Here is a 26340-nt window from a genome sequence, read left to right on the forward strand (position 1 = left end):
ACACGTTCGTAGAACGCCTGCCGACGGTGAGTTCGGCAGCGAGCTCAACGCGCCTCAGCGCAGACCGGCACGCGGTCCAGCCCACGACGCGCTCCAGGTCAGCGCGCCACGGGTGGCTGCCCGTCCTCGTCCGGGACGAGGCCCAGCATGTCCAGCAGCAGGCGGCAGTCCTCCGCGCTCTCGGCGCCGCGAGCGACCGCGATTCTGGCTCGGTGCACTTGCTCCTCCGAGATGCGCGAGGGCTCGCCGACGCGCTGCCCGGGCACCGCGGACTGCTGTCGCGACTGCCCGTCTTCCTGCTGCCACAAGAACTTTCGTACGTCCAGCGACCCGTACATGACGCCTCCCAGGCCCTCGGGTTCCGGCCGCAGGTTATCCACAGGTTGTCAACAGCCGCAGCCCCCCAGAGAGTGATTCGCCCTCAACTGAGAGTAATCGCGTGCGTGGGTCGATCCACTTCGGATATTGCCTGCGTCACACCGTGCGTCCACCCCGGACAACGAACCGGACGGCGCTCGCATTCCGGATCATCGCGATCTCACGGTCCGCAGCGGGCGAGCGAGACCGCCGACCGGGGCAGGCGGACGGTGCCGGATGCACGAATCGTGGCCGCAACGCTCCCCGCAAGGGGGAGGCGCGTGCCACAATCGGCGGCGCTGACACACCCCCGGTCAGCATCTGTGGAGATCCCCTCCGGCCCCCGTGCTCCTCCCCCTGGCGCGGGGGCCTTCCACGTCAGAGCGGGTTTTCGCCAGATCTCACCCCATCGGAACACTCGCTGGTGGCGACCCCGCGCCCAGGACCGCGAGCCGAACTCCAAGGTCGCCACGATAGGCAGGCCGCAATACAACCGTTATCGTGTCCGCGTGGCTCTAGGACGAACGAAGGCGAATCGGCAGCGCAAGCCCGCCGAAGAAGCCGAACCGGACCCCGAATTCGAGTCGTACCTGGCTGCGCTTGACCCGGAGGAAAGCCCCGAAACCACCGGATCAGGGCGTCGCTTCGGTGCCGCTCAGGTGTACCAGCTGCGGCTGCCGCTGCTGGCCAACGAGCGTCTCCGCGAGCTCGCCTTCAAGCAGGGAACATCCCCGGCCTCGCTCGCGCGGGACTGGGTGATGCAGCACCTCGAGATCGCCGAAGCGGAGCACGCGGCCCAGCCCCAGGCGCAGCAGCAGCCGACGGCTCAGGCACCCGCGTGGCCCGGTCAGGACGGCCCCCACCCCGACAACACCCCCGACCCGATGCAAGCACGACTCGCCGGCGGAATCCCCGACGTCGAGCAGACCGAGGAGATGACCGTCCCGGTCGACCGCTATCGACCCATGTGAGACGGACGAAGAAGAGGTCGTGGCCGCGAAGCCCCCCGCTCGCGACCACGACCTCTCGTTTTCGCTCAGGCCGGTAGGCCGAGCTCCCTGGCGATGAGCATGAGCTGCACCTCGCTGGTGCCCTCACCGATCTCCAGGATCTTGGAGTCGCGGTAGAAGCGACCCACTGGTGTCTCGTTCATGAAGCCGTAGCCGCCGAAGATCTGCGTGGCGTCGCGGGCGTTGTCCATCGCCGCGTTCGACGAGGCCAGCTTGGCGATCGCGGCCTCCTTCTTGTACGGCTCGCCGCGCAGCATCCGCGAGGCCGCGTCGTAGTAGGCCAGCCGGGCCGTGTGGGCCCGCAGCTCCATCTGGGCGACCTTGAACTGCATCGCCTGGTACTCGCCGATCTTGTGCCCGAACGCTTCGCGTTCTCCCAGGTAGCGCAGGCACTCGTCGACGCAGCCCTGGGCCGTGCCGACGCCGAGCGCGGCGATCGCCACCCGGCCCTCGGTGAGCGTGGCCAGGAACTGGGCGTAGCCCCGGCCGCGCTCGCCGACGAGGTTGGCCGCCGGGACCCTGCAGTCGTCGAAGGAGAGGGCGTGGGTGTCGGAGGCGTTCCAGCCGACCTTCGAGTACTTCTTGGCGACCGTGAAACCCGGCGTGCCGGAGGGCACCAGGATCGCCGAGATCTCCTTGCGGCCGTCCGGGCGCTCGCCGGTGACCGCGGTGACCGTGACGAACCCGGTCATGTCGGTGCCGGAGTTGGTGATGAACGCCTTCGAACCGTTGATCACCCACTCGTCGCCGTCGAGCACCGCGGTCGTGCGGGTTGCGCCCGCGTCGGAGCCGCCGTCGGGCTCGGTGAGGCCGAACGCCCCCAGCACCTCACCCCGGGCCAGCTTGGGCAGCCAGGTGCGCTTCTGCTCGTCGGTGCCGAAGCGCAGGAGCGGCATGATGCCCAGCGACACCCCGGCTTCGAGGGTGATGGCCACCGACTGGTCGATGCGCCCGAGCTCCTCCAGCGCCAGGCAGAGCGCGAAGTAGTCGCCGCCCATGCCGCCGTGCTCCTCCGGGACCGGCAGGCCGAACAGGCCCATCTCGCCCATCTTGCGCACCAGCGGGTAGGCGAACTCCTCCCGCTCGTAGTAGTCGGCGATGACCGGGGCTACTTCCTTGCGCGAGAACTCCTGCACGCTCTCGCGCAGCGCTTCGTGCTCCTCGCTGAGCCGGTGGTCAACCATCGCGTCTTCCCTCCCCTTCGGCGGTGAGAACGGCCAGCGGCTGATCGAGCCCCACCGACTGCCCCTTCCTCGCGTGAACTTCGGTGACCGTTCCGTCGATCGGGGCGATGACGGTGTGCTCCATCTTCATCGCCTCGACGACGAACAGCCGTTGTCCGCTGCGCACCTGCTGGCCCTGGGTGACGTCGGTGACCAGCACCGTTCCCGGCATCGGGGCGGTCACGACCCCGTCGGAACGGCCGGCGGCGTCGCCGCGTTCGGCCAGCAGCCGGTGCTCGGTGAGCGCCCAGGTGTGGCCGTCCGCGGCCAGCCAGGTGGTCCCGTCGACGTGCGCGCACCGGTACCGGCGGGTCCGCCCCTGGTAGGTGACGGTGAGGATGTCGCCCCGGAGGTGCCCGGAGGCTTCCGTCGACGCCGTCGTGTCCCCGCTCTCGACCGCGACCTCCGCGCGCTCCGGGGCGCCGCGGAGGTGGACCTTGAGGTCACCGGTGAAGCGCCAGGTGCTCCACGCCGGGCGGCCGAGGCGCCAACCGTTGGGTGCGTCCCAGGGGTCGGATCCGCGGCTCGGTTGGGCGGCGATGAGGCGTTCCAGCGCTGCGGCGACGTAGGCGTGCTCGGGCACCTCGCTCTCGGTCAACGAATCCAGGTCGCGTTCGACCAGGCCCGTGTCGAGGTTCCCCGCGAGGACGTCGGCGTGCTGCAGCAAGGCGCGCAGGAAGGCGATGTTGCTGTTCAGGCCGAGGATCGTGGTGTCGCCGAGGGCCTTGTCCAGCCGGCGCAGGGCGTCGGCCCGGTCAGGTGCCCAGGCGATGACCTTGGCCAGCATCGGGTCGTAGTCGGAACCGACGCTGCCGCCGGGGCGGATGCCGGAGTCGACGCGGACTCCCGGACCGGTGGGTTCGTGGACGGCGAGGAGCTCACCGCCGGTGGGCAGGAAACCGCGGGCCGGGTCCTCGGCATAGACGCGGGCCTCGACGGCGTGACCGTCGAGCGTCAGGTCCTGCTGATCCCAGGTCAGCGGCTGGCCCGAGGCGACCCGGACCTGCTGCTCGACGAGGTCCACGCCGCGCTCGCCGCGCACCGCCGTGACCAGCTCGGTCACCGGGTGCTCGACCTGCAGGCGGGTGTTCATCTCCATGAAGAAGAACTCGTCCGGCCGGTCGGCGGAGACGATGAACTCCACCGTGCCGGCACCGGTGTAGCCGACCGCGCGCGCGGCGTCGGCGGCCGAGGCCCCGATCCGGGCGCGCGTCTGGGCGTCGAGCAGCGGCGACGGCGCCTCTTCGATGATCTTCTGGTGCCGCCGCTGCAGGCTGCACTCCCGTTCGCCGAGGTGCACGACGTTGCCGTGCGAGTCGGCGAGGACCTGGACCTCGATGTGCCGGGGTCGCGAGACGAACCGCTCGACGAACAGGGTGTCGTCGCCGAAGGACGAACCCGCCTCGCGGCGCGCGGAGGCGATCTGGTCGTCCAGCTCGGCTTCGGCGTGCACCAGCCGCATCCCCTTGCCGCCGCCGCCCGCCGAGGGCTTGAGCAGCACCGGGAACCCGACGTCCAGCGCGGCCCGGTGCAGGTCGGCGTCGGTCATGCCGGCGTCGCTGCGACCCGGCACCACCGGAACACCCGCTGCCGAGACGGTCTGCTTGGCGCGGATCTTGTCGCCCATCGACTCGATCGCGCTCGCGGGCGGGCCGATGAACACCACGCCCGCCTGCTCGCAGGCGCGCGCGAAGTCGGCGTTCTCGGCCAGGAACCCGTAGCCGGGGTGGATCGCCTGCGCGCCGGTTTCCCGCGCCGCGTCGAGGATCCGCTTGCCGTTGAGGTAGCTCTCGGTCGCCAGAGCGGGTCCGATGTGGACCGACGTGTCGGCTTCGGCCACGTGGCGGGCATCGCGGTCGGCGTCGCTGAACACCGCGACCGAGCGGATGCCCAGTTCACGCAGGGTGCGGACGACCCGAACCGCGATCTCCCCGCGGTTGGCGACCAGCACGGTGTCGAACATGCTCATCCCTCACATCCGGAAAACGCCGTAGGAGATCGGCTCCAACGGCGCGTTGCCCGCCGCGGAGATGGCCAGACCCAGCACGTCCCGGGTCTGCTTCGGGTCGATCACGCCGTCGTCCCAGAGCCGGGCCGTCGCGTAGTAGGGGTGGCCCTGGTGCTCGTACTGGTCGCGGATCGGCTGCTTGAACGCTTCCTCGTCCTCGGCGGGCCACTGCTCGCCGCGCGCGTCGAGCTGATCGCGCCGGACGGTGGCCAGCACCGAGGCGGCCTGCTCACCGCCCATCACCGAGATCCGGGCGTTGGGCCACATCCACATGAAGCGCGGCGAGTACGCCCGGCCGCACATCGAGTAGTTGCCCGCGCCGAACGAGCCGCCGATGACCACGGTGAACTTCGGGACCCGCGCGCAGGCGACGGCGGTGACCATCTTCGCGCCGTGCTTGGCGATGCCCCCGGCCTCGTACTCCTTGCCGACCATGAACCCGGAGATGTTCTGCAGGAACACCAGCGGGATCGAGCGCTTGTCGCACAGCTCGATGAAGTGCGCGCCCTTCTGGGCGGACTCGCTGAACAGGATCCCGTTGTTGGCGACGATGCCGACCGGCTGACCGTGGATGCGGGCGAACCCGGTCACCAGGGTCTGGCCGTAGTCGTGCTTGAACTCGGCGAAGCGGCTGCCGTCGACGATCCGCGCGATCACTTCGCGCACGTCGTAGGGGGTGCGGGAATCGGTGGGCACCGCGCCGTAGAGCTCGTCGGGATCGACCGCGGGTTCCTCGCTCGGCGCGACCTCCCACGGGCGCGGTTCGCGCGGACCGAGCGTGCTCACGATGTTGCGGACGATGCGCAGCGCGTCGGCGTCGTCCGCGGCGAGGTGGTCGGTGACGCCCGAGGTGCGCGAGTGCAGCTCCCCGCCGCCCAGCTCCTCCGCGGTCACCTCGGCCCCGGTCGCGGCCTTCACCAGCGGCGGACCGCCGAGGAAGATCGTGCCCTGCTCGCGGACGATCACGGCCTCGTCGCTCATCGCGGGCACGTAGGCGCCGCCCGCCGTGCAGGAGCCGAGGACGGCGGCGATCTGCGGGATGCCGCGCGCGGACATCGTGGCCTGGTTGTAGAAGATCCGGCCGAAGTGCTCGCGGTCGGGGAACACGTCGTCCTGCCTGGGCAGGAACGCGCCGCCCGAGTCGACCAGGTACAGGCAGGGCAGGTTGTTGTGCAGCGCGACTTCCTGCGCGCGCAGGTGCTTCTTGACCGTCACCGGGTAGTAGGTGCCGCCCTTGACCGTCGCGTCGTTGGCCACCACCACGCACTCGCGACCGGACACCCGGCCGACCCCGGTGATGATCCCCGCCGACGGAGCCTCGTCCTCGTAGAGGCCGTGGGCGGCCATCGGCGAGAGCTCCAGGAACGGCGAACCGCGGTCGAGCAGCGCGTCCACCCGGTCCCGGGGCAGCAGCTTGCCGCGCTCGACGTGCCTGATGCGCGCCTTCTCCGGCCCACCCAGACGGGCTCTGTCCAGCTGCGCGTTGAGGTCGTCGACGAGCTTGGCGTGCTGCTCGGCGTTGCGCGCGAACTCCGGCGAGTCCGGGTCCACCGACGTGCGCAGAGCGGGCGCATCCATGGGGCACACCTTCCGCTTGGCTCGGTTAGTCATCGTTAACTTCGGTTCCATGTTAACGACGACTAACCGAGTCGTCTAGTATTGAGCAGCATGTCGACCGATGCGGCGAAGCCGACCAGGCGCGAGCAGATCCTGACCGCGGCGGCGGAGAAGTTCGCGCGCGCCGGCTTCCACGGCGTCGGCATCGACGACATCGGAGCCGCCGTGGGCATCTCCGGACCCGCGCTGTACCGGCACTTCCGCAGCAAGGACGCGATGCTGGCGGAGCTGCTGACCGGCATCAGCGACCGGCTGCTGCTCGGCGGCAAGCAACGGGTCGACGCCGCCTCCGGCTCGCAGGACGCCCTGGACCGCCTGGTGCGCTGGCACGTGGAGTTCGCGCTGCACAACCCGGCGCTGATCACGGTGCACATGCGCGACCTGGACTCCCTCTCCGACCGCGACCACCGCCGGGTCCGGGAATCCCAGCGGCTCTACGTCGAAGTGTGGGTCTCGGTGCTGCGCGACGCCCGTCCGGAGCTGGACCGGCCCCGCGCCCGCGCGGCGGCGCACGCGGTGTTCGGCCTGATCAACTCGACTCCGTTCAGCGCGCACCTGGACACCTCGGCGATGGCGCGGCTCCTCCGCCACATGGCGCACGGGGCCATCGCAGCGATCTGACCCACCGGCGAGCTCCGGATCGTGGAGCCGCGGTTCCACCGGCCCGAGATCAACGCCGGGTGCCGTGCGCGGGAGGAAGGTTGCGAGAGCGGATTCGCGGGTAAGGGCGGAGCATCAGTCGTGAGAGGTCGCTCCCCCGAAGGCCGGAGGCTGGCATGGCCACCACCCAGATCCAACCGACGGCGGTGCCCACCCGGACCGCAGCCGGCAGGCGCCCGCGCAAGGGCGCGCGGTTGGTGCCCTGGCTGCGGACCACCGATCCCAAGGACATCGGGATCCTGTACCTGATCACCTCGTTCGCCTTCTTCATCACCGGCGGCGCGATGGCGCTGCTGATCCGTGGCGAACTGGCCGCGCCCGGCCTGCAGTTCCTGTCCCAGGAGCAGTACAACCAGCTGTTCACCATGCACGGCACGATCATGCTGCTGCTGTTCGCCACACCGATCGTGTTCGGCTTCGCCAACGTGATCCTCCCGCTGCAGATCGGCGCGCCGGACGTGGCGTTCCCGCGGCTGAACGCCTTCTCCTACTGGCTGTTCCTGTTCGGCGGGCTGATCGTGATCAGCGGCCTGCTGATGCCCGGCGGTGCGGCCGACTTCGGCTGGACCGCCTACGCGCCGCTGTCGCGCAGCGAGTTCACCGTCGGCCCCGGCGGTGACCTGTGGGCGGCCGGGCTGATCGTCAGCGGTCTGGGCACGATCCTGGGCGCGGTCAACATGATCACGACCGTGGTGTGCCTGCGCTGCCCGGGGATGACGATGTGGCGGATGCCGATCTTCACCTGGAACATCCTGGCCACCAGCATCCTGGTGCTCATGGCGTTCCCGATCCTGACGGCCGCGCTGTTCGGGCTGCTGGTGGACCGCCACCTCGGCGGGCACGTCTTCGACCCCGCCCACGGCGGAGCGATCCTCTACCAGCACCTCTTCTGGTTCTTCGGGCATCCCGAGGTCTACATCGTGGCGCTGCCGTTCTTCGGGATCGTCACCGAGATCCTGCCGGTGTTCAGCCGGAAACCGCTGTTCGGCTACACCGGGCTGGTGCTGGCCACCATGGTGATCATGGGGCTGTCCGCGATCGTGTGGGCGCACCACATGTTCGCCACCGGGGCCGTGCTGCTGCCGTTCTTCTCGTTCGCGACGTTCCTGATCGCGGTGCCGACGGGCATCAAGTTCTTCAACTGGATCGGGACGATGTGGCACGGGCAGGTGACGTTCGAGTCCCCGATGCTGTTCTCGGTCGGGTTCCTGGTGACGTTCCTGCTCGGCGGCCTGACCGGGGTCCTGCTGGCCTCACCGCCGCTGGACTTCCACATCACCGACACCTACTTCGTCGTGGCGCACTTCCACTACGTGCTGTTCGGCACGATCGTGTTCGCGGTGTTCGCCGGGGTCTACTTCTGGTTCCCGAAGATGACCGGCCGGATGCTCGACGATCGGCTGGGCAAGCTGCACTTCTGGCTGACGTTCGTGGGGTTCCACCTGACGTTCCTGGTGCAGCACTGGCTCGGCGACGAGGGCATGCCGCGCCGCTACGCCGACTACCTGGTCACCGACGGCTTCACGGCTCTGAACACCGTCTCGACCATCGGCGCGTTCGTGCTCGGCGCCTCGATGCTGCCGTTCCTCTACAACGTCCTCACCAGCTACCGCTTCGGCACGCCGGTCGACGTGGACGACCCGTGGGGCCACGGCAACTCCCTGGAGTGGGCGACGTCGTGCCCGCCGCCCCGGCACAACTTCACCGCGCTGCCGCGCATCCGGTCGATCCGCCCGGCCTTCGAGCTGCACTACCCGCACATGGCCGATCGCCTGGCGGCCGAGGCGCACGTGTCCCTGCGCCGCGATCCTGGCCCGAACGGGCGATGACCTCCGTGGCGCGGTTCATAGTCGGACGAGGAAGAGCGCGGGCCTGCGTACTGTTGAACGTGTGCGGAACGCCATCGTCGGCGCAGGACTGAATCGTTTCCGTCGACGCGCACGCACCAAGGCGATGACCGCCTGACAACGCCGTGCAGTGCAGCGCGCGCGGAACAGACCACCACCTTCTTCACCACACGGGGGACTTCCTTGCCCATTGCCCTGTTGGCCCTGGCCATCGCCGCATTCGGGATCGGAACGACCGAGTTCGTGATGATGGGGCTGCTGCCTGAAGTGGCCACCGACCTGCAGGTGTCGATCCCCGACGCCGGCGGTTACATCTCGCTGTACGCACTCGGCGTCGTCATCGGCGCGCCCGCGCTCACCATGATCGGCCTGCGCTCCCGCCGCAAGACGATGCTGCTGAACATGCTGGTGCTGTTCACGGCCGGAAACCTGTTCTCCGCGTTCGCGATGAACCACGAGACGCTGCTGGTCGCCCGGTTCATCTCCGGCCTGCCGCACGGCGCGTTCTTCGGGGTCGGCGCGGTCGTGGCCGCCGGTCTGGTCGCCGCCGACCGGCGCGGGCAGGCGATCTCGATGATGTTCATCGGTCTCACCGTCGCCAACATCGTCGGCGTGCCGATCGGCACCCTGCTCGGGCACGCCCTCGGGTGGCGCTGGGCGTTCGGCCTGGTCGCCGTGATCGGCGTGATCGCGCTGGCAGCCGTGGCGGTGCTGGTGCCCAAGCAGCCCAAGCCCACCGAGGTCAGCCTGCGCGGTGAGCTGCGGGCCTTCCGCCGCCCGCAGGTGTGGCTCGCCTTCGCCGTCGTCGTGTTCGGCTTCGCCGCGATCTTCTCCTTCTACAGCTACATCAAGCCGGTGCTCACCGACGTCAGCGGCTTCAGCGCCACCGCCGTCACCCCGCTGCTGGCCGTGTTCGGCGTCGGCATGACCGTCGGCACCGCGGTCGGCGGACGGCTCGCCGACCGCTCGCCGCTGAAGACGCTGTGCGCGGGCATCTCGGCGCTGGCGGTGTCGCTGGTGGTGTTCGCGCTGACCGCGCAGAACCCGATCATGGCTCCGATCATGGTCTTCCTGATCGGCGCGACCGGGTTCACCGCGATCCCGAGCATCCAGGCCCGCATCCTCGACGAGGCCAAGGAAGCCCCGGCGCTGGGTTCGGCGAGCATCCAGTCCACCTTCAACATCGCCAACTCGCTGGGCGCCTACCTGGGCGGCGTGGTGATCGCCGCCGGGTTCGGGCTGGTCTCGCCGAGCTGGATCGGCGCGCTGCTGGCGCTGGTCGGACTGGGCTTCGCGGTCCTGTCCGGCCGGCTGGACAGCCGCCCGAAGCGGGGCGGCGTCGTGGCCTCGCACCAGGCATCGCCCGCGACCGAATCCGAGCTCACCGCCTGATCTGCGGTTGCTCAGCTCAGAAGAGTGCTCTGGAATGCAAGGGGCCCTGAATCGGTTCCAGACGAGCGGGGCCCCTTGGCCAGACCAATCCCGAATTCGGTGGAGGAAACACGCACATGACTCAGGTTCCGAACGTCACGCTGAACACCGGTGCTTCCATGCCTCAGCTGGGTTACGGCGTCTTCCTGGTTCCGGCCGACGAGGTCATCGCCCCGGTCCGCGCAGCGATCGACGCCGGGTACCGCAGCATCGACACCGCGAAGGTGTACGGCAACGAGGAAGGCGTGGGCAAGGCCATCGCCGACTCGGGCGTCAAGCGCGAGGACCTGTTCGTCACGACCAAGCTGTGGAACGACGACCAGGGCTACGACAGCACGCTCAAGGCGTTCGACGACAGCCTGTCCCGCTTGGGCCTCGACTACGTGGACCTCTACCTGATCCACTGGCCGGTTCCGAGCCAGGACGCCTACGTCGACACCTGGAAGGCGTTCGAGAAGATCTACAACAGCGGCCGCGCCAAGGCCATCGGCGTGTCGAACTTCCAGATCCCGCACCTGCAGCGCCTCTTCGACGAGACCAGCATCGTGCCCGCGCTCAACCAGATCGAGCTGCACCCGAACCTGCCGCAGGCCGAGCTGCGCGCCTTCCACGCCGAGCACGGCATCGCCACCGAGGCGTGGAGCCCGCTGGGCCGCAACAACGGTCTGCTGGACAGCGCCACGGTCGCCAACCTGGCGGAGAAGTACGGCAAGACCCCGGCTCAGATCGTGCTGCGCTGGCACATCGAGCTGGGCAACGTGACCATCCCGAAGTCGGTCACGCCGTCGCGCATCAAGGAGAACATCGAGGTCTTCGACTTCGAGCTCGCCCAGGACGACGTCAAGGCCATCACCGCCCTGGAGACCGGCGTCCGCGTCGGCCCGAACCCGGACGAGATGTGAGCCTTCGCCCTCGCTGAGAAGACCCCCGACCGCCACTGGTGGCCGGGGGTCTTTCGTCTTCGCGGTCAGGCGACGCGGAGGCGGGGCTTCGGGGACAGGGAGCGCAGGACGTTGCTGCCGGAGCGCAGCGAGACTACCTGGCTGTGGGTGGCCAGCCAGCCCGGGAAGCGGGCGATGCGCTGGATCGGGGTCCGCCGCTGCGCCGAGGTCAGCGCCGCCGTGCGGGAGACCTTGAGGACCCGCGGACGGCGTTCGAACTCGTAGGCGCGCAGCCGCTCGGCCGGGGAGCCGTCGGCGTCGGCCATGTACTGGGTGAGCAGCCAGGCGTCTTCGAGCGTCTGGTTGGCCGCCTGGGCGACCGCGGGCGGCATCGCGTGCACGGCGTCGCCGAGCAGGGTGCTGCGCGGACCGCCCCAGATGTGCGGGACCTTGTGCCGGATGTGCGGGAAGAAGCCCAGGTCGTCGTCGGTGACGGAGGCCAGCAGCGCTACGACCGGCCCCGGCCAGCCGCGGAACATCTCGCGCAGCTCGGCGACCGTGTGGACCCGGTCGCCTTCCTTCCACGGCATGTCGAACCACCAGTGCAACAGCCCGTCGCCGGTGGGGATGAGCCCGCAGTGCGCGTTGCGCCCGGCGATGTTGAGCGTCTGCCTGCCCGTGGCGACCGGCAGGTCGCTGCGGGTCAGCCCCTGCCAGCTGGCCCAGCCGGTGGGCTTGGCGGGATCACCGCCGAGGACCTGCTGGCGCACCACCGAGCGCTGCCCGTCGGCGCCGATGAGCACGTCGCCGACCGCGCTGGAGCCGTCGGCGAACTCGACCCGCACGTGATCGGGGTGCTCGCTGACCGAGACGCAGCGCCGGCCGAACTGCAGCGCGCCCGGGGGCAGCGCGGCGGCCATCTCCGCGATCAGCTCGCGGCGCGGGATCTGCACGGTCGGCGACCCGAGCCGCTCGGTGACCTCGTCCAGGTCGGCTTCCCAGAGCAACCGGCCGGATTCGGTGAGTGACCGGAGGCTGTCGAGCTGATGCCCGCGGTCGGTGATGTCCACCCCCAGCTCGCGCAGCGCCGCGGTGCCGTTGCTCCACACCGTGATGCCCGCGCCGGACGTCCTCAAGGCGTCGTGGTGCTCGTAAACTTGCACGTCATGGCCTTTGCCGAGCAATCCGTTGGCGATTGCGAGTCCCCCGACTCCGGCTCCGATCACGAGAACTCGCATCGTCTCCATCCGTCATCCCCGACGTAGCTGCCCCGACAATTTTATCCACTCGACCGTATGTACCGAATTGTCCTTGGTCACACGCCGTGAACGACCGCGCCGCACCCGATCGGGACAGATTTTCGGAAAATGAAAACGCGCCTAGGCACCGGGGTACCCGAGAACTATGTTGCCTGCCATGAGCCCACGTGTTGCACCACCGTTCCGGGCCGACCACGTCGGCAGCCTGCTCCGCCCCGAGCGCCTGTTGGAAGCCCGAGACTCGCACGCGGCCGGCCGAATCGACGACGCCGAGCTGCGCGGGATCGAGGACGAGGCGATCACCCAGGTCGTCAAGATGCAGGAGGACATCGGCCTGCAGAGCGCCACCGACGGCGAGTTCCGCCGCAGCTCATGGCACATGGACTTCCTGTACCAGCTGGACGGCGTCGAGCGCGTCGACGACAACAGCCTCAAGGTCCAGTTCCACAACTCCCAGGGTGACATCGAGTTCATCACCCCCGACCTGAAGGTCACCGACAAGATCACGCTCTCGGGCACGATCTTCGCCGACGCCTTCACGTTCCTCGCGTCGAAGACCACCAGGAACACGCCGAAGCTGACCATCCCGTCGCCGGGCATGCTCACCTACCGGGGCGGCCCCGCGGCCGTCGACTCCAGCGTCTACCCGGACATGGCCGAGTTCCGCGCCGACCTGGCCGCCGCCTACCGGGCGGAGGTGCGCGCGCTGGCCGACCTGGGCTGCCACTACCTGCAGCTCGACGACACCAGCCTGGCCTACCTCAACGACCCGAAGCAGCGCGAGATGCTCAACGCCCGGGGCGAGGACGGCGAGAACGCGCACGTCAAGGACATCGAGCTGATCAACGAGTCGCTGCGCGGCCGCCCGGACACGCTGACGGTGACCACCCACATGTGCCGGGGCAACTTCCGGTCGTCGTGGGTCGCCGAGGGCGGCTACGACTTCGTCGCCGAGGCGCTGTTCGGCCGGCTGGAGGTCGACGGCTTCTTCATGGAGTTCGACGACGAGCGCTCGGGCACCTTCGCCCCGCTGCGGTACGTCCCCAAGGGCAAGCACGTGGTGCTGGGCCTGGTGACGACCAAGCGCGGTGAGCTGGAGTCCAAGGACGACCTCAAGCGCCGCATCGACGAGGCCGCCAAGTACGTCGACCTCGACCAGCTGTGCCTGTCACCGCAGTGCGGGTTCGCCTCGACCAAGGACGGCAACGCCCTGACCTACGAGGAAGAGGTCGCCAAGCTCCGCCTGGTCGTGGAAACGGCCCAGGAGGTCTGGGGCTGATCGTTCGCGGGCGGTTGCCGGTGCAGCCGCCCGCGGCTCAGGCCGCTTCTTCGAGGAAGCGGCCTGCCACGAGGCCCGGTTCTTCGGCGCCGTCGAATCTGACCCAGAGGACCGGACCTTCGAAAACCTGCGGGAGACCCGTGGCGGTCTCCACCACCGTGCCCTCCTGATCACGGAACCGGCCGAACGTGGCACGCACCCGCACGCCTGGTTCAAACGGGCTCGATGATTGCTCCATGAGGGTGGACGGTACGGGGCGGCACCGACAAGGCGGAAATCGCCCGTCCCTTCCATGAAAATCCCCACACGCCGATCGTTGAACCCCCAGGTGGGAGGATGGCCCGGGGAGGGTTGATGCGGACGATCAAGCGGTCGGGCGAGCACGAGATCGAGGTGCGCAGGTCCCGGTTCATCTGCTCGCTGGCGCGGGTGACCGAGGAGTCCGAGGCGCGGGAGTTCATCGGGCTCCAGCGCAAGACGCACCACGACGCCCGCCACCACTGCTCGGCGTTCGTGCTCGGCGACTCCGGCGAGATCCAGAAGTCCAGCGATGACGGCGAACCCGCGGGCACGGCCGGGGTGCCGATGCTGGAAGTGCTGCGCCGCAACGAGATCACCAACGCCGTGGCCGTGGTGACCCGCTACTTCGGCGGGGTGCTGCTGGGCGCGGGCGGCCTGGTCCGCGCCTACGGGGGCGCGGTGTCGGCGGCCCTGGAGCACGTCGGAACCCTCCAGCGGCGACCGGTGCGGGTGCTGCTGGTGGAGGCCGACTACGTGCTGGCGGGCAGGCTCGACAACGATCTGCGATCGGCCGGCTACGAGGTCGCCGACACCTCCTACGACACCGCGGTCCGCTTCCACGTCCACGTGCCCGTGGAGGACGTCGACGGGTTCCACGCGTGGCTGGCCGAGAGCACCGGTGGAGCCGCCCAGGCCGCCGAGGGCCCGCTCGTCCATGCCGAGATGTAGATCAGGACGCCGCCGACGTGGTGGCCGCGGCGGTGTCGGCGGGCGCTGCGGGAGGCCGCCTGTCGCCGGGCTTGCCCGCCACCGCGGCGATCGTGCCGAGGAGCGTTCCGAACAGCAGGCCGAGGACCACGTCGTGCGGGTAGTGCACACCGATGTAGACCCGCAGGAACGCCTCCAGCAGCGCCGCGACCGCGACCACCGCTGCGGCGCGCCGCCACAGCGCGGCCGTGGTCACCGCGAACGCCGCCGCCGTGGCCGAGTGCCCGCTGGGCAGTGAGAAGACCCCGACCTCGCTGCAGTGCTCGACCGTGGGGATGGGCATCGTGAAGCACGGCCTCGGCTGCTCGATGATCTCCTTGACCAGGCCGTTGAGCACCCACGCGGACCCGCCGGAGAGCAAGATCGCCAGCATGGCTCGAACCCGCCGGTCGACTCTCCACCACACGAACGCGGCGAGGGGGATGAACGCGAGCAGCAGGGCATCGGTCAGCACCACCGCGACGGCCTGCACCCAGGCCGGAGAAGCCACACCCCACCCCGCGATGACACGGAACAACTCGGAGCTGAAATCCACCACACCCACCCTAACCGGATTCCCGCTCCGCGCCCGGCACACCGGTGCGGCGGCGAATTCCCGAAAGTTTTCCACGGCGGTCTGATCACGAATTCAGCGGAAATCCGTTACCCCGCACCGGGAGCCGGGTGTATGAGTGGAGGGAAACCGATCTTCTGGGGAGGGTTCTGCGATGCGTTCGTTGATCGTCGGAAGTGCTGTTGCCATCGCTGTTCTGGGGCTGGGGGCTCCGGCGAGCGCGGAAGGGGCGCTGGAGCCGCTGGTGGGTTCGGCCGCTGAGCGCGTGGCGCTGTCCGACCAGGTCGCGGCGGCCAAGTGGGGAACGGATTCGCCGATCGAGGACCCCGAGCGCGAGCAGCAGGTGCTCGACGGTGTCGCCGTGCGGGCGGCCGAGCTGGGGCTCGACCCCGAGGAGGCCAAGCGGGTGTTCCGCGATCAGATCGAGGCCAGCAAGCTCGTGCAGCGGGGGCTGCACGCGTACTGGAGAGCCAACCCCGACGAGCAGCCCACCGAGCGGCCCGATCTCGGCGAGATCCGCCCCGAGCTGGACCGCCTGGGAGAGGCGATCCTGCTGCAGCTCCGCGACACCGACGAGCTGCGCGACGGCCCGTCCTGCGACGGCCGGCTGCTCAGCGCCTACGTCCACACCGCGCACGACCTCACCGTCCTGCACCAGGCGGGGCTGGGCCGGGCGATCCCCTCGATCTGCTCCTGACCTCCGCTCAGGCGAGGGCCTGGTAGGTGGTGGTCTCGAAGTCCTGGAAGTGCGGGGCGCCGCCGGTCAGCGCGCGCTGCGTGAGCAGGATTCCGATCAGGTCCTCGGCCGGTTCGGCGAAAGCGGTGGTGCCGAAGCCGCCGCTCCAGCCGAACTGGCCGACCCCCGCCAGACCGACCCGCCGGGTCACCACGCTCTGCCCGAACGCCCAGCCGACGTTGCCGGGCAAAGTGGCTGCGGGGTCGGGTTTCTGCGACGCGACGAGCCGGTCCGTGGTGAGCAGCTCGACCGACGCGCGGGACAGCACGCGGATTCCTCCGTGCTTCCCGCCGTTGAGCAGCATCCGGTAGAACGCGAGGAAATCGTCCGCCGTGGACAGCAGCCCTCCCGCTCCCGAGCCGAAAGCGGGCTCCTCGGAAGCGGGTGCGGGGAACGGGACGAGCACGCCGTCGTCGGGCATGTAGACGGTGGGGACGCGGGACTCGGCCGAGGTGTGGAAGCCGGTGTCGCGCATCCCGAGCGGTTCGAAGATCCGCTCGCGCAGCAGGTCCGCGAGCTTCCGGCCGGTCGCGCGGGCGATCAGCACGCCGAGCACGTCCGATCCGGTGTGGTAGAGCCACTGGTCACCGGGCTGGTGCGCCAGCGGGAGTTCGCCGAGCCGCCGCATCCACTCGTCGGGGGCCACGCCCGGGTCTACCGGGGACGGTGACAGGCCCGCTTCGTGCATCGCCTTCGCGATCGGCACGTCACCGGGCACGGCGCCGAGCCCGAAGGTGAAGGTCAGCAGGTCTCGCGCGCTGATCGACCGGGCTGCGGGGACGGTGTCCGCCAGCGGGGCGTCCGGGCTGGTCAGCACGCGCCGGTCGGCGAGTTCGGGCAGCAGTTCGTCGACCGGGTCGTCGAGCCGCAGCACGCACTCCTCCACCAGGCTCATCACGGCCGCGGCGGTGATGGGCTTGGTCATCGAGGCGATGCGGAAGATCGTGTCGCGCCGCACGGGCTCACCGCCGATCGACAGGTTCCCGTACGACGCGATGTGCGTTTCCCCGCCGCGGCTGACCGCGGTCACCGCACCGGGGAGCGTGCCGCCGGCGACGTAGCCGTCCATGACCTCGCGCATCCGCGCCAGCCTGGCCTGATCGAATCCCACCGTCGTCCTCCTTCGGATCCTTCGAGTGTCGACTCGACGGCACCCCAGAACTCATCGGCGCCGGAAGAGCCCGACCTGGAGGAAGTCCGCGCCGAAGACCGGCGACTCCGGCGGCTGGGCGCGCATCGGCCGGACCTCCACGGGGGTCAGATCGGCGAAGACGTCCCGCAGCTCGTCGGGGGTGTAGGCGAGTCCACCTGCCAGGACGCCCTGGCGGTAGAGCTCCAGGTCGGGCAGTTCGGTCCCGGAGTTGTCGGCTCCAGCGACGAAGCAGCTGATCGCCAGGTGCCCGCCGGGGGCGAGGAGCCGGTCGAGCAGGTCGAGGTAGCTGATCCGCCGGTGCGGCGGCAGGTGGTGGAAGCAGCCCGAGTCGTAGATGAGGTCGTAGGGGCCCGTGAGGTCCGCGGTGAAGGCGTCGCCCTGGTGGAAGCGGACCTCCGGGGCCCGCTCCCGGGCCCACGCGATCGCGGTGGCGGACAGGTCCACCGCGTCGACGTCGAACCCGGAGGCGGCCAGGTGCGCGGCGTTGCGGCCGGGGCCGCACCCCAAGTCCAACGCGCGGCCCGGGTTCAGCGCACCTCCGTCCAAGTAGGACACGAGGCTTTCATCCGGTTTGGCGGCGAAGAACGGGACATCTCGGTCGCGGTCCTCGTAGAAGCGGTCCCAGAACGGTTCCGGCGCCGGGAAGATCTCGTCGAGCATCCGCAGCAGACCGTCAACGTCGCGCACCGGACGAGCAGCGTCTCCCATCCGGCCATTCTACCGAAAAACCAAGCGGTGCAGGGTAATCTATCGACTCCAGAGGTGCTGCGACGCCAGTCGCGCGCCCTCCGCCAGTGCCGAGAGCTTCGCCCACTGGATCTCCTCGTGGACCCGCTTCACGAAGGCGCCCTGCGCGAAACCGCAGTCCGTTCCGGCGAGAACGCTGTCCCGCCCGACGACACCCGCGAGACGAACCAGCCGCTGCGCCACCAGCTCCGGGTGCTCGACGACGTTGGTGTGGTGCGTGACCACGCCCGGGATGAGCTTCTTGCCGTCCGGCAGCTTCACGTCCTCCCACACCCGCCACTCGTGCTCGTGCCGCGGGTTTGCCTGCTCCATCGCGTAAGCACCCGCGTTGACCTGGAGGATCAGGTCGATGACGTCGCGCAGCGGTGGGTCGAACGCGTGCGGACCGTGCCAGCTGCCGAAGCACACGTGGTAGCGGACGCGCTCCTCCGGCAATCCCTCCAGCGCGTGGTTGAGGGCCCGCACGCGCAGCTCCGCCCAGCGCCGGTAGTCGTCGTAGGAGCCTCCCCCGGCCAGGATCGTGTCGCACTCGTGCATCAGCACCGCGTCGTCGACCTGCAGCAGCAGGCCGCTGTCGACGATCGCCCGGTACTCCTGCTTGAGCACGTCGGCGAGCGCGAAGACGAACTCCTCCTCGGAGTCGTAGTGCTCGTTGGTCAGCCAGTAGGCGCTCGCCGGCGCGACCACCGGCAGGAACGCCTCGACCCCTTCGTGCTGCGCCACAGCGGCTTTCACGTTCGCGATGTCGCGGTCGATCGCGGTCCGGTCGTAGCGCAGCGGGCCGGTGCAGTACCAGGCCGACGGCGCCTGCTCCTGCGCGCTGCTCTTGCGGACGGCCGCCTCGTCGAGCGCGTCGAGCTCGGCGTAAGCGCCCGGGAACGCCTGCCGGTCGCGGCTCGGCGGGAGCATGCTCGGGCCTTCGAGCTCGATCGGTCGCGACTCCAGGCCGCTGACCCGTTCGTAGAGGTAGGTGATCCAGCTGGCCTTGCCCATCTCGCCGTCGTCGACGACGTCGACGCCCGCCTCCACCTGCTTGCGGACGACGTCGTCGACGGACTCCGACAGGCGGAGCTGGTAGGCGTCCTCGTCCACGGCCGCACCTCGGGCCTTCGCGGACAGGAACGACAGGAGTTCGGTCGGACGGATCAGACTTCCGGTGTGCGTCGCGAGGATCCTGCTCACGGCTCTCCTTCTGCCAACAACCCTGACGAACACGGCCCCCAAGACCGCACTCCGAACCCTTCTCCACCCCCAGCCCCCGGTCAACACCCCGGAAACCCTGGCGTTCGAGGGCAGGTTGGGCACGTTCCGTTCTGCGCGGCCAGCTCAGACCAGAGCCGTCCTGGTCCCGAGGGGAAGTCCCACGAAGACGACGTCCTCGGGACGGCCGTCGAGGTCGGCCACGGCCGGTAGACGTCCCCACTCCTGGAAGCCGTGGGCCCGGAAGAGTCGGAGGCTCCGCTCGTTGGAGGCGAAGATCGTGGTCGCGATGGTTCGGAAGCCCAGTTCGGCCGCCCGCGCGATGGCGTGGCTCAGCAGCTGCGCGCCCTGGCCGCTGCCCCGATGGTCGGGATGCAGGTACAGCGCCAGATCGGCGGTGACGTCGTACCCCCGGCGCCCGTTGAGGAACGGCTCCAACGACACGTAACCGGTTACGACCTCAGGCTTCCCGGGCTCGTGGCCGACCCAGATCGGGTGGCGCTGCGGATCGGACTCCGCGAACCACGCCTCCCGGGAGGCGACCGTGATCGGCTCCAGATCGCAGGTGGCCGAGCGCTCCGGGATCACCGAGTTGTAGATGTCCACGATCGCGGGCAGGTCCTCGCGCGTGGCGAGTCGGTGCTGGTAGGTCAAGACGTCGCTCACCCTTCGAGTTCGGCGGACGCGCACGCACCCGGAGCGCCCGGCTGCGCGGCCCTGGGATGCCCTGGTGTGACTTCGGTCCGAATTGCCGCTACCACGAGCCGCGAAGATCATCCGGACCTTGTAACCTTGGGCACGCGGGCCGTTAGCTCAACTGGCAGAGCAGCGGACTTTTAATCCGCGGGTTCAGGGTTCGATCCCCTGGCGGCCCACCAAAACCCCAGGTCACACGGCCTGGGGTTCTTCTTTTCAAGATCGCCGCCATGCTTTTACCACGCAAAACGGCTCAGCCAGGCCGCACAGGCCAAGCCAGCCGGAGGGGCAGCACCCCGATACCACGACAGCTGGCCCCCTCATTATCTGAGGAGGCCAGCCGCTGGCATACCGCGCGCTAGATGACGCCCTCCATGGCATCGGCAGTCTCCCGACTGACCGCCTTGCGGCCCATGTACACATCCTGCGTCATCGACGGGCGCGAGTGGCCGAGCTGATCAGCAATCAACCGCGGAGTGAGCCCCGCCTCATCCAGGATCGTTGCGGCGGTCTTCCGGAACACGTGCGACGTGACCCAGGCGAACCCCTCACTGCCGCGTGTCTCCCGTAGCACGCGGCGCGTATTGGACGGGTCCCGCAACCTGCCGAGGCTGTCCGGAAACACCGGCCCATCGGACGGTTCGCCCGCCTCGGTGAAGCGGTGCCGCAGCATCTCGACCGCCCACGACGGCAGCGGCAGAGTCCGCTCTCCATACTCGGTCTTCGTCGACTTCCTGATCAGGCCCTTGCCCTTCACCCTGACCACGTTGAAATCGACATCGACCAGGGCCTCATCCAGATCAACGTCGGCCCAGTACACCGCCTGCGCCTCGCCGATCCGGACCCCGGTCGCGAGCATGAAACGAGAGAGGTCCGGCAGGTCCCACCTGGTGGCCTTCTCGTCAGCCTCCAGCTGGGCGAGCCACTGAACCCGTTCCTCGCGAGTCAGGGCACGCCGACCAGACTTCCCGCGCTTGCGGCGTCCTTCCAGCCGCGACGTTTCCCGGACCGGGTTCTGATCAAGCGCCTGGTTCCGAACAGCATGCCCCATCACCCCGGACAGTACGGATCTCGCGGTCTTCGCGACCCCGACGCCCTTGTTTGTGCGCGTGGCCTGGAGGAATGCCTCCAGCACCGGCACCGTCACCTCGTGACCGATCCGCAGTTCAGCGAACGCCGGGATCACGTGCTTGTTCAGGACGCTTCGGTACTGGTCAAGCGTCGTCGGCGACCGGTCCCCGACATCAACCAGCCGCTCAACCATCGCCAGCCACTTCCGAGCCACATCCTCGAACTTGCTATCCGCGTTGATCTCCGTCCCGACGCGCCGCTTGCCTCGCTCGATCAACGCGATCTTGAGGTTCCGGATCGCGGCCGACTTCGAGCGCCCCCGCCGTTCAACCGGGCGCGTGACACCATCCATGTCCCGGAAGTTCGCGATCGCCCGCCACCCGCGCTTGTCTTGGTGTGTGCGAATCTCGCCATAGGTTCCAATCGGCAACGGCTTGCGAGGCATCAGATCAACACCTCGCTCTGCGACTCGAACCAGGACTCAACGTCGTCGGGCTTGTACCGGATGTACTTGCCAACTCTCCGTCCGGTGGGCCCGTATCCCTTGAGTCGCCATTCGTAGAGCGTTCGCTGTGGCACACCAAGGTAGTCAGCCACGTCCTTCGTTCCCCACAGGTTGCGCATGGTCAGTCCTTCCTCTCGATGCTGTGGCGGTGTTTGCGTGCCTCGCGTTGGCGTTCAGCGATGGCTGCGGCGAGTTCGCGTTCTTCGGGGGTGCGGTGGCCGACGCTGACCAGGGACCAGTCGTTGATGACAGTGATCGAGTCGTCGGTGACCCCGAGCTCGGTGAGCACTTCCTCGTGCCGGTACTGGCGGCGGTCGTCGCGGATCTGCCGGAACGGCACCGAGTAGTAGCGGGATTTGCTGAGGAAGTGGCCTCGGAAGGCGAGCATGTGAGCCCAGTGGCGGAGCTTGAGCGCGTCCAGCGGGTCGGGCTTGTCGACCTGCTCCGGGTGGAGCCGGTGCCACAGGACGGTGCGGGTGACTTCGCCGCCGTTGTTGCAGGTCGCGCAGTACTGGGCCTGCTCGCAGCCGCATCCTTCGGCGGTGTGGAAGCCCTCGGGGTGGCAGTCCGGGCACGGAACCGGAGCGGCGAGGTCCCAGGCGGTCTGGATGATCCGCCGGTGATGCTCGGTGACCTTGAGACGGTCGATGTCGGCTTGGGTGCGGATGCGCCGGTCGACGGCTTCGCTCTTGCCGGTGCCCTTGGTGGCGTACTTGGCCACATAGGACGCCAGTCGGTCATCGGTGATCACGCCCCGGTCGTCCTCGACCTGCCCAGCATCAGCAGGCCGGATGGGGCGGATGTCGATCTGCTCCCCGAACGCCAACTCCCAGGTGCGGCCGTCAACCTCGGGGGAGGTGATGGCGGTGTTGGCGTGGGCGAGGCGGATGGCGTCGGTGAGCACATCGGAGGTGGCCCACCCCGGGGTCGCATCGCCCGCACCCTCCGGCCCGTCGAGGCGGATGACGGCGTGGAAGTGGATCACGCCGCGTCGCTGGAACTCGGCGACCTTGGCGAACGACAGCCGCGCGTGCTCGGCGAACAGGCGCTGCGGGAGCCCGGCGGCGTGGGCGAGGTAGCGCTTGAGGTAGGTGGCGAAGCGGTGCCACAGGTCCCGGCGTGGGCCTGCCACAGGACGTGGCCGGTGTAGTCGTAGCTGGCCGGGTCGAGCGGTTGTCCGATGCGGGGGTCGTCGGGGTGGTGGTACTCGCCGCAGCGGCACGGGATGGCCTTGCCGTGCGGTGCCCGGCGGTTGTGGACCGGCCCGAAGCTCGGAGCGGTCAAGGTCAGAAACAGGCGGGGCTTGTCCGCGATTGAGGCCGGAATGCCCTTGGTGTCGCCGGTGAGTCCGGCTTTGAGGAGGTGGAAAGCGTCGGCGGCGTAGCGGTCGGAGCAGGCCACGCACACCGATTCGCGGCGGTTGCCGCACGGAACGGTCACGTATCCGGACCGGGAGGCCAAGGCCGTGCCGGTGGCGGTGTCCTGAATGGCCCACTGTCCGGACAGGCGGATCGGGTGAGTGCAGCCGCCGGTCATAGCGGCCTCGGTGCGCCACTGCTGAAAACCTGCGGCGCGGGCGCGGCGTTGGAAGCCGTCAGCGACCAGCGCACGGTAATCGTCGGCGGTCATGAACGTAGTCGGTGACATCTCCACCTCCTGACGAAGGTCAGAGGCGGGACACCACCTGACCGATCTGCCCGGTGATGTCCCGCCGAGCGATCGGTGCTTTTCAGTTGTGGAACCACGGCTTACGCGAGGGCGTGTCCGTTGGTGGTGCTGTAGCTGGCCGCGATCTGTTCCGCCTTGTCGGCTGGGACCTTGATCACGGCGTGAACGTCATCAGCGGTGAACTCCCGGCCCTCGTCGCGGGCGCGGGTGTAGGCCGCCTGCACGGCCTTGACCATCGGGGGCGGGAGCTTGGGCCCCTTGCTGACCGCCTTCGTGATCTCAGTGATTGGCGTGGCCACCGGCGTTGGTGGTGCCGGTGATGCGGCCGGAGTGGCCGAACGCGGGTCGGGAGCTGGAGCCGGTGTCGGGGTCGGTTCCGGTGCGGGGATCTCCGCCGGGGCGGCCTGTCCGATGAGCTGGTGGACAGGAATGGCGGTGATCTGGGCGCGGAACGCCGTGGTGGTGCCGGTGCGGTCGACCAGCCAGCGCAGGACCAGCAGGCCCGGCCGGAGCCGGAACTTGGTGCGGCCACTACGGGCTTCGTAGTCCGCCCGCATCTCCAACAGCACGATGTCGAAGACCGCGACCGCCGCAACCGGCAACCCAGCAGCGACCAGCCGGGTTTCCAGGCTGGGCTGGTGAATCCAGTTGATCCACGAACTCACCGCCGTAAATCCCCACATCAGCAGCCGGGCGCGGAGGGCGGAGCGGCCGTGGATGGAGGCCCGGTAGGTCATCAGAGTGCAGGCGAACGCCGCCCCGTCGAAGGTGGCCGGCACGAGCCACGCGGTCCAGTAGCCGAACCCGGTCATGGAGGTCATGCCGTATTCGTGCAGCCCGACGAAGCTCGCGGCCCAGCCCATCACCGCAGCCAGCGCCACGATCCCCAGCGCGACCGGCGAGAGCCACAGGTGCGCCTTGCTCTGGGGCGTGTCCTGGTCCATCGCGTCTACCCCCTTACTCGGTGCTGGGGGTGAATAGGGCGTACAGGCCCCGCACGACCAGGATCACGCCGATGCCTCCGGCGATCGCATAGGCAGGGCTGACCAACAGCCACACCAGAGCCAGGATCGCCGAGGTGAAGGTCAGTAAAACCAGGACGGTCTTGATGGCCTTGCCGGTCAGTTCCACGTGGACAACAGGCTTCATGACTTCGTTCCTTCCTCATCGGTGAACAGTGCGTACTGGTTCGGGTCGGTTCGGGTTTCGGTGTGCAGTGAGGTGAGGTCGTTGAGGACCTCCCAGAACGCGGCGAGACTGACCACGCGAAGCGGCTCGGGTCTCGCGGCGCCGCCGGGCCAGGTGATCGCCACCTCGAAGCCCTCCGCATGCGGGCGGGCGATGACGATCGGGCGGCAATCACCCGGCTCGGAGTCGAAAAGCTGTGTGCGGTCCACGATTTCCTTCCTTGGATCAGGCCGCGTCTTCGTCTTCGTCGCGGCGAAACTCGACCACGTTCGAGGTGTCCTCAGTCGGCGCCGGGCAGGTCCGGACGAGCTCCTCGATGTCCTCGTCGGCGACATTCCCGGCCCGCACCCGGATCGGCTTGCGGGTGTACTGGTCGACGCGGAAGCCGATCCCGGCGTGCTCTTCATCAGCGGGGATCTCGTCCGCGAGAGCGCCCTTGACGCGCATGCCGTCGCCGAGGGTCATGTCGGCGTGGTTCTCGGCGGTGGTGCGCAGGCAGATCCGGCGGGTGAACAGGTCGCGCACCGGCAGGATGTCCTTGGTCGGTTCCTGCAGGTAGGCGCAGACCGCGAAGCCGGAGGCGCGTCCTTGGGTCATGATCTCGGCCAGCAGCTTCACAGCGGCGCGAGTGACGCTGGAACTGCCGAGGGCGGTCATCATGGCCAGCTCGTCGATCATCAGCACCCGAAGCGGCGTCTCGGTACTGACGCGGACCTTGCGGAGCCCCTCGTCTTTAAGGTGGCGCTGCGTGGTCTTCATGTCGTTGCGGAAGGCCTCGATGACCTGCAAGGCCTTGTCCGGGTCGTCGGCGTACTTGTTGAACAGCGGGCGGGCGTTGCCCGCTTCCATGCCGCCCTTGAGGTCGCACATGTCGACCCGCACCAGGCCGTCGCGGATCGCCAATCCCATCGCCCGAAGTGGGTTCCACATCAGCGAGCTCTTGCCGGAACCGGCAGCGCCGACCCCGAGGAGGTGGTTGCCGAGGATCGGTTCGGTCCAGTCGTTGCCGTACTCGTCCTCGCCGAAGTACAGCGCCGAGAGGTCCACGTCCGAGGAATCCGCGGGGATCTCAGCGGGGTCGATGATCTGCTCGAACGGGTTGCCCCGCACGACGGTCAGCGCGATCACGCCGGGCTTGACCTTCACGATCCCCAGCGCGTCGGCCCGGAGCGCCATGGAGAGCTCGTCGGCGGCGTCCTGGAACTTCTTCAGCGACTGGCCCCGCAGCACCTTCACGTAGAGGGTGTCGATCGAGGGCGAGGCGGAGCGGACGCGGACCAGGCGGGGGACTTCGATGTGGCCGGTGCGGCGGTTCTCGCGGCCGAACTCGCAATCGATCATCAGCCCTCGCCAGCGACGGCCGACGTAGCGCAGCCATCTGCGGCGAAACGAGCGCAGCACGGGGGCGCCGAAGCGGTCGAAGGTCTCGGGATGTCCGCGATACCAGGACACCCCGGCCGCACCCAGTCCGGCCATTACGGTCCCGGTGGTGACCGGTCCGAGCTCGACCACGCTCGCGGCCAGCGCCGCAGGTGTGCCGGTCATGCCGGGGTGGCGTGCCATCCACGAGGCTGCGCGCCATTCCATGCCCTTGCGTCGGTTCACCAAAGCCATTGCGGATCAACTCCATTCAGAAAAAGGGGCTCGGCTGCCAGCGCGAAGCCGGTAGCCGAGCCCCTTCGGGGACTTGCGTGTTCGGGTTATTTCGAGTTGTTGATCTGGGCGTCTTCGAGGTCGACCTTGTAGTTCGCGACCGTCCGCGCCAGCTCGTCGTGGTCCTTCTTGAACCCCGCCGTGCGCACCTGCAAGCCCTTCATCGCTTCCCGGAGCTTGCTCATGGCCTTGTCGATGTCCTCGATCACAGCCGTCACCTGGTACTGGCTCATGCTCAGACCCTCCATCCCTTCGAGACGAGTTCCTTTTCCCACTTCACCGTCGCCGCGTGAAACGACGTCAACTGCACAGCCGCCTTCGCGTGGGCGCCGTCGACCTCATCGCGCCCGGGAACCCGCCAGTCGGTCTCGCCGGGCTCTTGGATCTTCTTGTGGAGCTTTTTAGCCTCATCCAGCGCCGTGCGAACCAAAGCAACAGCGGCCAGGTCGCGGTACTTGTTCATGGCGTGACGATTCGCAGCCTGAACCTGCACGATCTCTCACACTCCCTTTTGTCGGTTGGAAACTGCATTCGACCCGGCCCTGATTGCGGGGTTGAATGGTGGTGCTCGTTCGGAAATCAATTGACCT

Annotated in this window: 27 protein-coding genes, 1 tRNA gene and 1 pseudogene; 9 read left to right on the top strand and 20 right to left on the bottom strand. The window is 68.8% G+C overall.

What is annotated here, in order from left to right:
* Nucleotides 1-98: 98 nt before the first annotated feature.
* Nucleotides 99-338, bottom strand: a complete 240-nt coding sequence (locus E1181_RS00660; RefSeq protein ID WP_132671871.1) for a hypothetical protein — start codon at nucleotides 336-338, stop codon at nucleotides 99-101.
* Nucleotides 339-866: 528 nt separating this feature from the next.
* Here E1181_RS00660 and E1181_RS00670 point away from each other — a divergent pair.
* Complete coding sequence (locus tag E1181_RS00670) at nucleotides 867-1328, top strand: hypothetical protein (protein WP_132671873.1); 462 nt, start codon at nucleotides 867-869, stop codon at nucleotides 1326-1328.
* Between the two features lie 65 nt (nucleotides 1329-1393).
* Here E1181_RS00670 and E1181_RS00675 read toward each other — a convergent pair whose 3' ends face one another.
* From E1181_RS00675 to E1181_RS00685, 3 genes are read right to left on the bottom strand one after another with little or no spacing between them, the layout of a single operon-like run.
* On the bottom strand, nucleotides 1394-2551 hold the full coding sequence (locus E1181_RS00675; protein WP_132671874.1) for an acyl-CoA dehydrogenase family protein: 1158 nt from the start codon (nucleotides 2549-2551) through the stop codon (nucleotides 1394-1396).
* A complete protein-coding gene (locus E1181_RS00680; protein ID WP_165944486.1) occupies nucleotides 2544-4553 on the bottom strand; it encodes an acetyl/propionyl/methylcrotonyl-CoA carboxylase subunit alpha in 2010 nt (669 codons plus the stop codon). Before E1181_RS00680 ends, E1181_RS00675 begins: the two co-directional genes overlap by 8 nt.
* Before the next feature lie 9 nt (nucleotides 4554-4562).
* The gene (locus E1181_RS00685; RefSeq protein ID WP_132671876.1) at nucleotides 4563-6176 is read right to left on the bottom strand and encodes a carboxyl transferase domain-containing protein; all 1614 of its coding nucleotides are present in this window, start codon (nucleotides 6174-6176) and stop codon (nucleotides 4563-4565) included.
* Between the two features lie 90 nt (nucleotides 6177-6266).
* Here E1181_RS00685 and E1181_RS00690 point away from each other — a divergent pair, with 90 nt between their 5' ends.
* The 4 genes from E1181_RS00690 (at nucleotide 6267) to E1181_RS00705 (ending at nucleotide 11055) form a co-directional block, all read left to right on the top strand.
* Nucleotides 6267-6836, top strand: a complete 570-nt coding sequence (locus E1181_RS00690; RefSeq protein WP_132671877.1) for an SACE_7040 family transcriptional regulator — start codon at nucleotides 6267-6269, stop codon at nucleotides 6834-6836.
* 155 nt (nucleotides 6837-6991) lie between these two features.
* On the top strand, nucleotides 6992-8704 hold the full coding sequence (gene ctaD / locus E1181_RS00695; RefSeq protein ID WP_132671878.1) for an aa3-type cytochrome oxidase subunit I: 1713 nt from the start codon (nucleotides 6992-6994) through the stop codon (nucleotides 8702-8704).
* Between the two features lie 201 nt (nucleotides 8705-8905).
* Nucleotides 8906-10114 (top strand): MFS transporter, encoded by a 1209-nt coding sequence (locus E1181_RS00700; protein WP_132671879.1) that lies wholly within the window; start codon nucleotides 8906-8908, stop codon nucleotides 10112-10114.
* 116 nt (nucleotides 10115-10230) lie between these two features.
* Nucleotides 10231-11055 carry an aldo/keto reductase gene (locus tag E1181_RS00705; RefSeq protein WP_132671880.1) on the top strand — a complete coding sequence of 275 codons (825 nt, stop codon included), beginning with the start codon at nucleotides 10231-10233 and terminating at the stop codon, nucleotides 11053-11055.
* Nucleotides 11056-11120: 65 nt separating this feature from the next.
* On the opposite strand, the gene E1181_RS00710 is transcribed toward E1181_RS00705, so the two are convergent.
* On the bottom strand, nucleotides 11121-12281 hold the full coding sequence (locus tag E1181_RS00710) for an FAD-dependent monooxygenase (RefSeq protein WP_132671881.1): 1161 nt from the start codon (nucleotides 12279-12281) through the stop codon (nucleotides 11121-11123).
* Nucleotides 12282-12450: 169 nt separating this feature from the next.
* Here E1181_RS00710 and E1181_RS00715 point away from each other — a divergent pair, with 169 nt between their 5' ends.
* Nucleotides 12451-13572 (top strand): 5-methyltetrahydropteroyltriglutamate--homocysteine S-methyltransferase, encoded by a 1122-nt coding sequence (locus tag E1181_RS00715; protein ID WP_132671882.1) that lies wholly within the window; start codon nucleotides 12451-12453, stop codon nucleotides 13570-13572.
* A 37-nt stretch (nucleotides 13573-13609) separates the two neighbouring features.
* Here the strand turns inward: E1181_RS00715 and E1181_RS00720 are convergent, their stop codons facing one another.
* Complete coding sequence (locus E1181_RS00720; protein ID WP_093414443.1) at nucleotides 13610-13810, bottom strand: hypothetical protein; 201 nt, start codon at nucleotides 13808-13810, stop codon at nucleotides 13610-13612.
* A gap of 116 nt (nucleotides 13811-13926) precedes the next feature.
* Here E1181_RS00720 and E1181_RS00725 point away from each other — a divergent pair, with 116 nt between their 5' ends.
* Nucleotides 13927-14541 (top strand): YigZ family protein, encoded by a 615-nt coding sequence (locus tag E1181_RS00725; protein ID WP_132671883.1) that lies wholly within the window; start codon nucleotides 13927-13929, stop codon nucleotides 14539-14541.
* Between the two features lies 1 nt (nucleotide 14542).
* Here the strand turns inward: E1181_RS00725 and E1181_RS00730 are convergent, their stop codons facing one another.
* Nucleotides 14543-15070: a phosphatase PAP2 family protein gene (locus E1181_RS00730; protein ID WP_132671884.1), complete on the bottom strand. Its 528-nt coding sequence runs from the start codon at nucleotides 15068-15070 to the stop codon at nucleotides 14543-14545.
* A gap of 217 nt (nucleotides 15071-15287) precedes the next feature.
* Here E1181_RS00730 and E1181_RS00735 point away from each other — a divergent pair, with 217 nt between their 5' ends.
* Nucleotides 15288-15830 carry a chorismate mutase gene (locus E1181_RS00735; protein ID WP_132671885.1) on the top strand — a complete coding sequence of 181 codons (543 nt, stop codon included), beginning with the start codon at nucleotides 15288-15290 and terminating at the stop codon, nucleotides 15828-15830.
* Between the two features lie 7 nt (nucleotides 15831-15837).
* Here the strand turns inward: E1181_RS00735 and E1181_RS00740 are convergent, their stop codons facing one another.
* The 4 genes from E1181_RS00740 to E1181_RS00755 all read right to left on the bottom strand — a co-directional run bounded on the left by E1181_RS00740 (nucleotide 15838) and on the right by E1181_RS00755 (nucleotide 19635).
* The gene (locus E1181_RS00740) at nucleotides 15838-16980 is read right to left on the bottom strand and encodes a serine hydrolase domain-containing protein (protein ID WP_235875581.1); all 1143 of its coding nucleotides are present in this window, start codon (nucleotides 16978-16980) and stop codon (nucleotides 15838-15840) included.
* Between the two features lie 51 nt (nucleotides 16981-17031).
* Nucleotides 17032-17730, bottom strand: coding sequence for a class I SAM-dependent methyltransferase (locus E1181_RS00745; RefSeq protein WP_132671886.1), 699 nt, complete (start codon nucleotides 17728-17730; stop codon nucleotides 17032-17034).
* 39 nt (nucleotides 17731-17769) lie between these two features.
* Nucleotides 17770-18951, bottom strand: a complete 1182-nt coding sequence (locus tag E1181_RS00750) for a cobalamin-independent methionine synthase II family protein (protein WP_132671887.1) — start codon at nucleotides 18949-18951, stop codon at nucleotides 17770-17772.
* Nucleotides 18952-19095: 144 nt separating this feature from the next.
* Nucleotides 19096-19635 (bottom strand): GNAT family N-acetyltransferase, encoded by a 540-nt coding sequence (locus E1181_RS00755; RefSeq protein ID WP_207921950.1) that lies wholly within the window; start codon nucleotides 19633-19635, stop codon nucleotides 19096-19098.
* A gap of 136 nt (nucleotides 19636-19771) precedes the next feature.
* On the opposite strand from E1181_RS00755, the gene E1181_RS00760 reads away from it, so the two are divergent.
* Nucleotides 19772-19847, top strand: a tRNA-Lys gene (locus E1181_RS00760).
* A 176-nt stretch (nucleotides 19848-20023) separates the two neighbouring features.
* Here E1181_RS00760 and E1181_RS00765 read toward each other — a convergent pair.
* The 9 genes and pseudogenes from E1181_RS00765 to E1181_RS00805 all read right to left on the bottom strand — a co-directional run bounded on the left by E1181_RS00765 (nucleotide 20024) and on the right by E1181_RS00805 (nucleotide 26243).
* Nucleotides 20024-21181 (bottom strand): tyrosine-type recombinase/integrase, encoded by a 1158-nt coding sequence (locus E1181_RS00765; RefSeq protein ID WP_132671888.1) that lies wholly within the window; start codon nucleotides 21179-21181, stop codon nucleotides 20024-20026.
* Nucleotides 21181-21360, bottom strand: coding sequence for a helix-turn-helix domain-containing protein (locus E1181_RS00770; RefSeq protein WP_132671889.1), 180 nt, complete (start codon nucleotides 21358-21360; stop codon nucleotides 21181-21183). Before E1181_RS00770 ends, E1181_RS00765 begins: the two co-directional genes overlap by 1 nt.
* Before the next feature lie 2 nt (nucleotides 21361-21362).
* Nucleotides 21363-22888, bottom strand: a pseudogene (locus tag E1181_RS00775) (replication initiator).
* A gap of 101 nt (nucleotides 22889-22989) precedes the next feature.
* On the bottom strand, nucleotides 22990-23853 hold the full coding sequence (locus tag E1181_RS32475; protein WP_132671891.1) for a DUF2637 domain-containing protein: 864 nt from the start codon (nucleotides 23851-23853) through the stop codon (nucleotides 22990-22992).
* Between the two features lie 13 nt (nucleotides 23854-23866).
* Nucleotides 23867-24058, bottom strand: coding sequence for a hypothetical protein (locus tag E1181_RS00785; RefSeq protein WP_132671892.1), 192 nt, complete (start codon nucleotides 24056-24058; stop codon nucleotides 23867-23869).
* Entirely contained in the window at nucleotides 24055-24306 is a 252-nt protein-coding gene (locus E1181_RS00790) for a hypothetical protein (protein ID WP_132671893.1), read from the bottom strand. Before E1181_RS00790 ends, E1181_RS00785 begins: the two co-directional genes overlap by 4 nt.
* Before the next feature lie 16 nt (nucleotides 24307-24322).
* Nucleotides 24323-25711 (bottom strand): FtsK/SpoIIIE domain-containing protein, encoded by a 1389-nt coding sequence (locus E1181_RS00795; protein ID WP_132671894.1) that lies wholly within the window; start codon nucleotides 25709-25711, stop codon nucleotides 24323-24325.
* Nucleotides 25712-25797: 86 nt separating this feature from the next.
* The gene (locus E1181_RS00800) at nucleotides 25798-25983 is read right to left on the bottom strand and encodes a hypothetical protein (RefSeq protein ID WP_132671895.1); all 186 of its coding nucleotides are present in this window, start codon (nucleotides 25981-25983) and stop codon (nucleotides 25798-25800) included.
* Between the two features lie 2 nt (nucleotides 25984-25985).
* Nucleotides 25986-26243, bottom strand: coding sequence for a hypothetical protein (locus tag E1181_RS00805; RefSeq protein ID WP_132671896.1), 258 nt, complete (start codon nucleotides 26241-26243; stop codon nucleotides 25986-25988).
* Nucleotides 26244-26340: the final 97 nt, after the last annotated feature.

Origin of the sequence: Saccharopolyspora terrae (assembly GCF_004348435.1) — a bacterium.
Taxonomy (GTDB): Bacteria; Actinomycetota; Actinomycetes; order Mycobacteriales; family Pseudonocardiaceae; genus Saccharopolyspora; species Saccharopolyspora endophytica.

What these genes read in the sequence shown, in the direction of transcription:
- E1181_RS00725 (WP_132671883.1), top strand. Translation starts at nt 13,927, where the DNA reads ATGCGGACGATCAAGCGGTCGGGCGAGCACGAGATCGAGGTGCGCAGG.
- E1181_RS32475 (WP_132671891.1), bottom strand. Translation starts at nt 23,853, where the DNA reads ATGGACCAGGACACGCCCCAGAGCAAGGCGCACCTGTGGCTCTCGCCG.
- E1181_RS00710 (WP_132671881.1), bottom strand. Translation starts at nt 12,281, where the DNA reads ATGGAGACGATGCGAGTTCTCGTGATCGGAGCCGGAGTCGGGGGACTC.
- E1181_RS00765 (WP_132671888.1), bottom strand. Translation starts at nt 21,181, where the DNA reads ATGCCTCGCAAGCCGTTGCCGATTGGAACCTATGGCGAGATTCGCACA.
- E1181_RS00715 (WP_132671882.1), top strand. Translation starts at nt 12,451, where the DNA reads ATGAGCCCACGTGTTGCACCACCGTTCCGGGCCGACCACGTCGGCAGC.
- E1181_RS00690 (WP_132671877.1), top strand. Translation starts at nt 6,267, where the DNA reads ATGTCGACCGATGCGGCGAAGCCGACCAGGCGCGAGCAGATCCTGACC.
- E1181_RS00770 (WP_132671889.1), bottom strand. Translation starts at nt 21,360, where the DNA reads ATGCGCAACCTGTGGGGAACGAAGGACGTGGCTGACTACCTTGGTGTG.
- E1181_RS00745 (WP_132671886.1), bottom strand. Translation starts at nt 17,730, where the DNA reads ATGGGAGACGCTGCTCGTCCGGTGCGCGACGTTGACGGTCTGCTGCGG.
- E1181_RS00720 (WP_093414443.1), bottom strand. Translation starts at nt 13,810, where the DNA reads ATGGAGCAATCATCGAGCCCGTTTGAACCAGGCGTGCGGGTGCGTGCC.
- E1181_RS00660 (WP_132671871.1), bottom strand. Translation starts at nt 338, where the DNA reads ATGTACGGGTCGCTGGACGTACGAAAGTTCTTGTGGCAGCAGGAAGAC.
- ctaD (WP_132671878.1), top strand. Translation starts at nt 6,992, where the DNA reads ATGGCCACCACCCAGATCCAACCGACGGCGGTGCCCACCCGGACCGCA.
- E1181_RS00675 (WP_132671874.1), bottom strand. Translation starts at nt 2,551, where the DNA reads ATGGTTGACCACCGGCTCAGCGAGGAGCACGAAGCGCTGCGCGAGAGC.
- E1181_RS00735 (WP_132671885.1), top strand. Translation starts at nt 15,288, where the DNA reads ATGCGTTCGTTGATCGTCGGAAGTGCTGTTGCCATCGCTGTTCTGGGG.
- E1181_RS00795 (WP_132671894.1), bottom strand. Translation starts at nt 25,711, where the DNA reads ATGGCTTTGGTGAACCGACGCAAGGGCATGGAATGGCGCGCAGCCTCG.
- E1181_RS00705 (WP_132671880.1), top strand. Translation starts at nt 10,231, where the DNA reads ATGACTCAGGTTCCGAACGTCACGCTGAACACCGGTGCTTCCATGCCT.
- E1181_RS00680 (WP_165944486.1), bottom strand. Translation starts at nt 4,553, where the DNA reads ATGTTCGACACCGTGCTGGTCGCCAACCGCGGGGAGATCGCGGTTCGG.
- E1181_RS00685 (WP_132671876.1), bottom strand. Translation starts at nt 6,176, where the DNA reads ATGGATGCGCCCGCTCTGCGCACGTCGGTGGACCCGGACTCGCCGGAG.
- E1181_RS00800 (WP_132671895.1), bottom strand. Translation starts at nt 25,983, where the DNA reads ATGAGCCAGTACCAGGTGACGGCTGTGATCGAGGACATCGACAAGGCC.
- E1181_RS00785 (WP_132671892.1), bottom strand. Translation starts at nt 24,058, where the DNA reads ATGAAGCCTGTTGTCCACGTGGAACTGACCGGCAAGGCCATCAAGACC.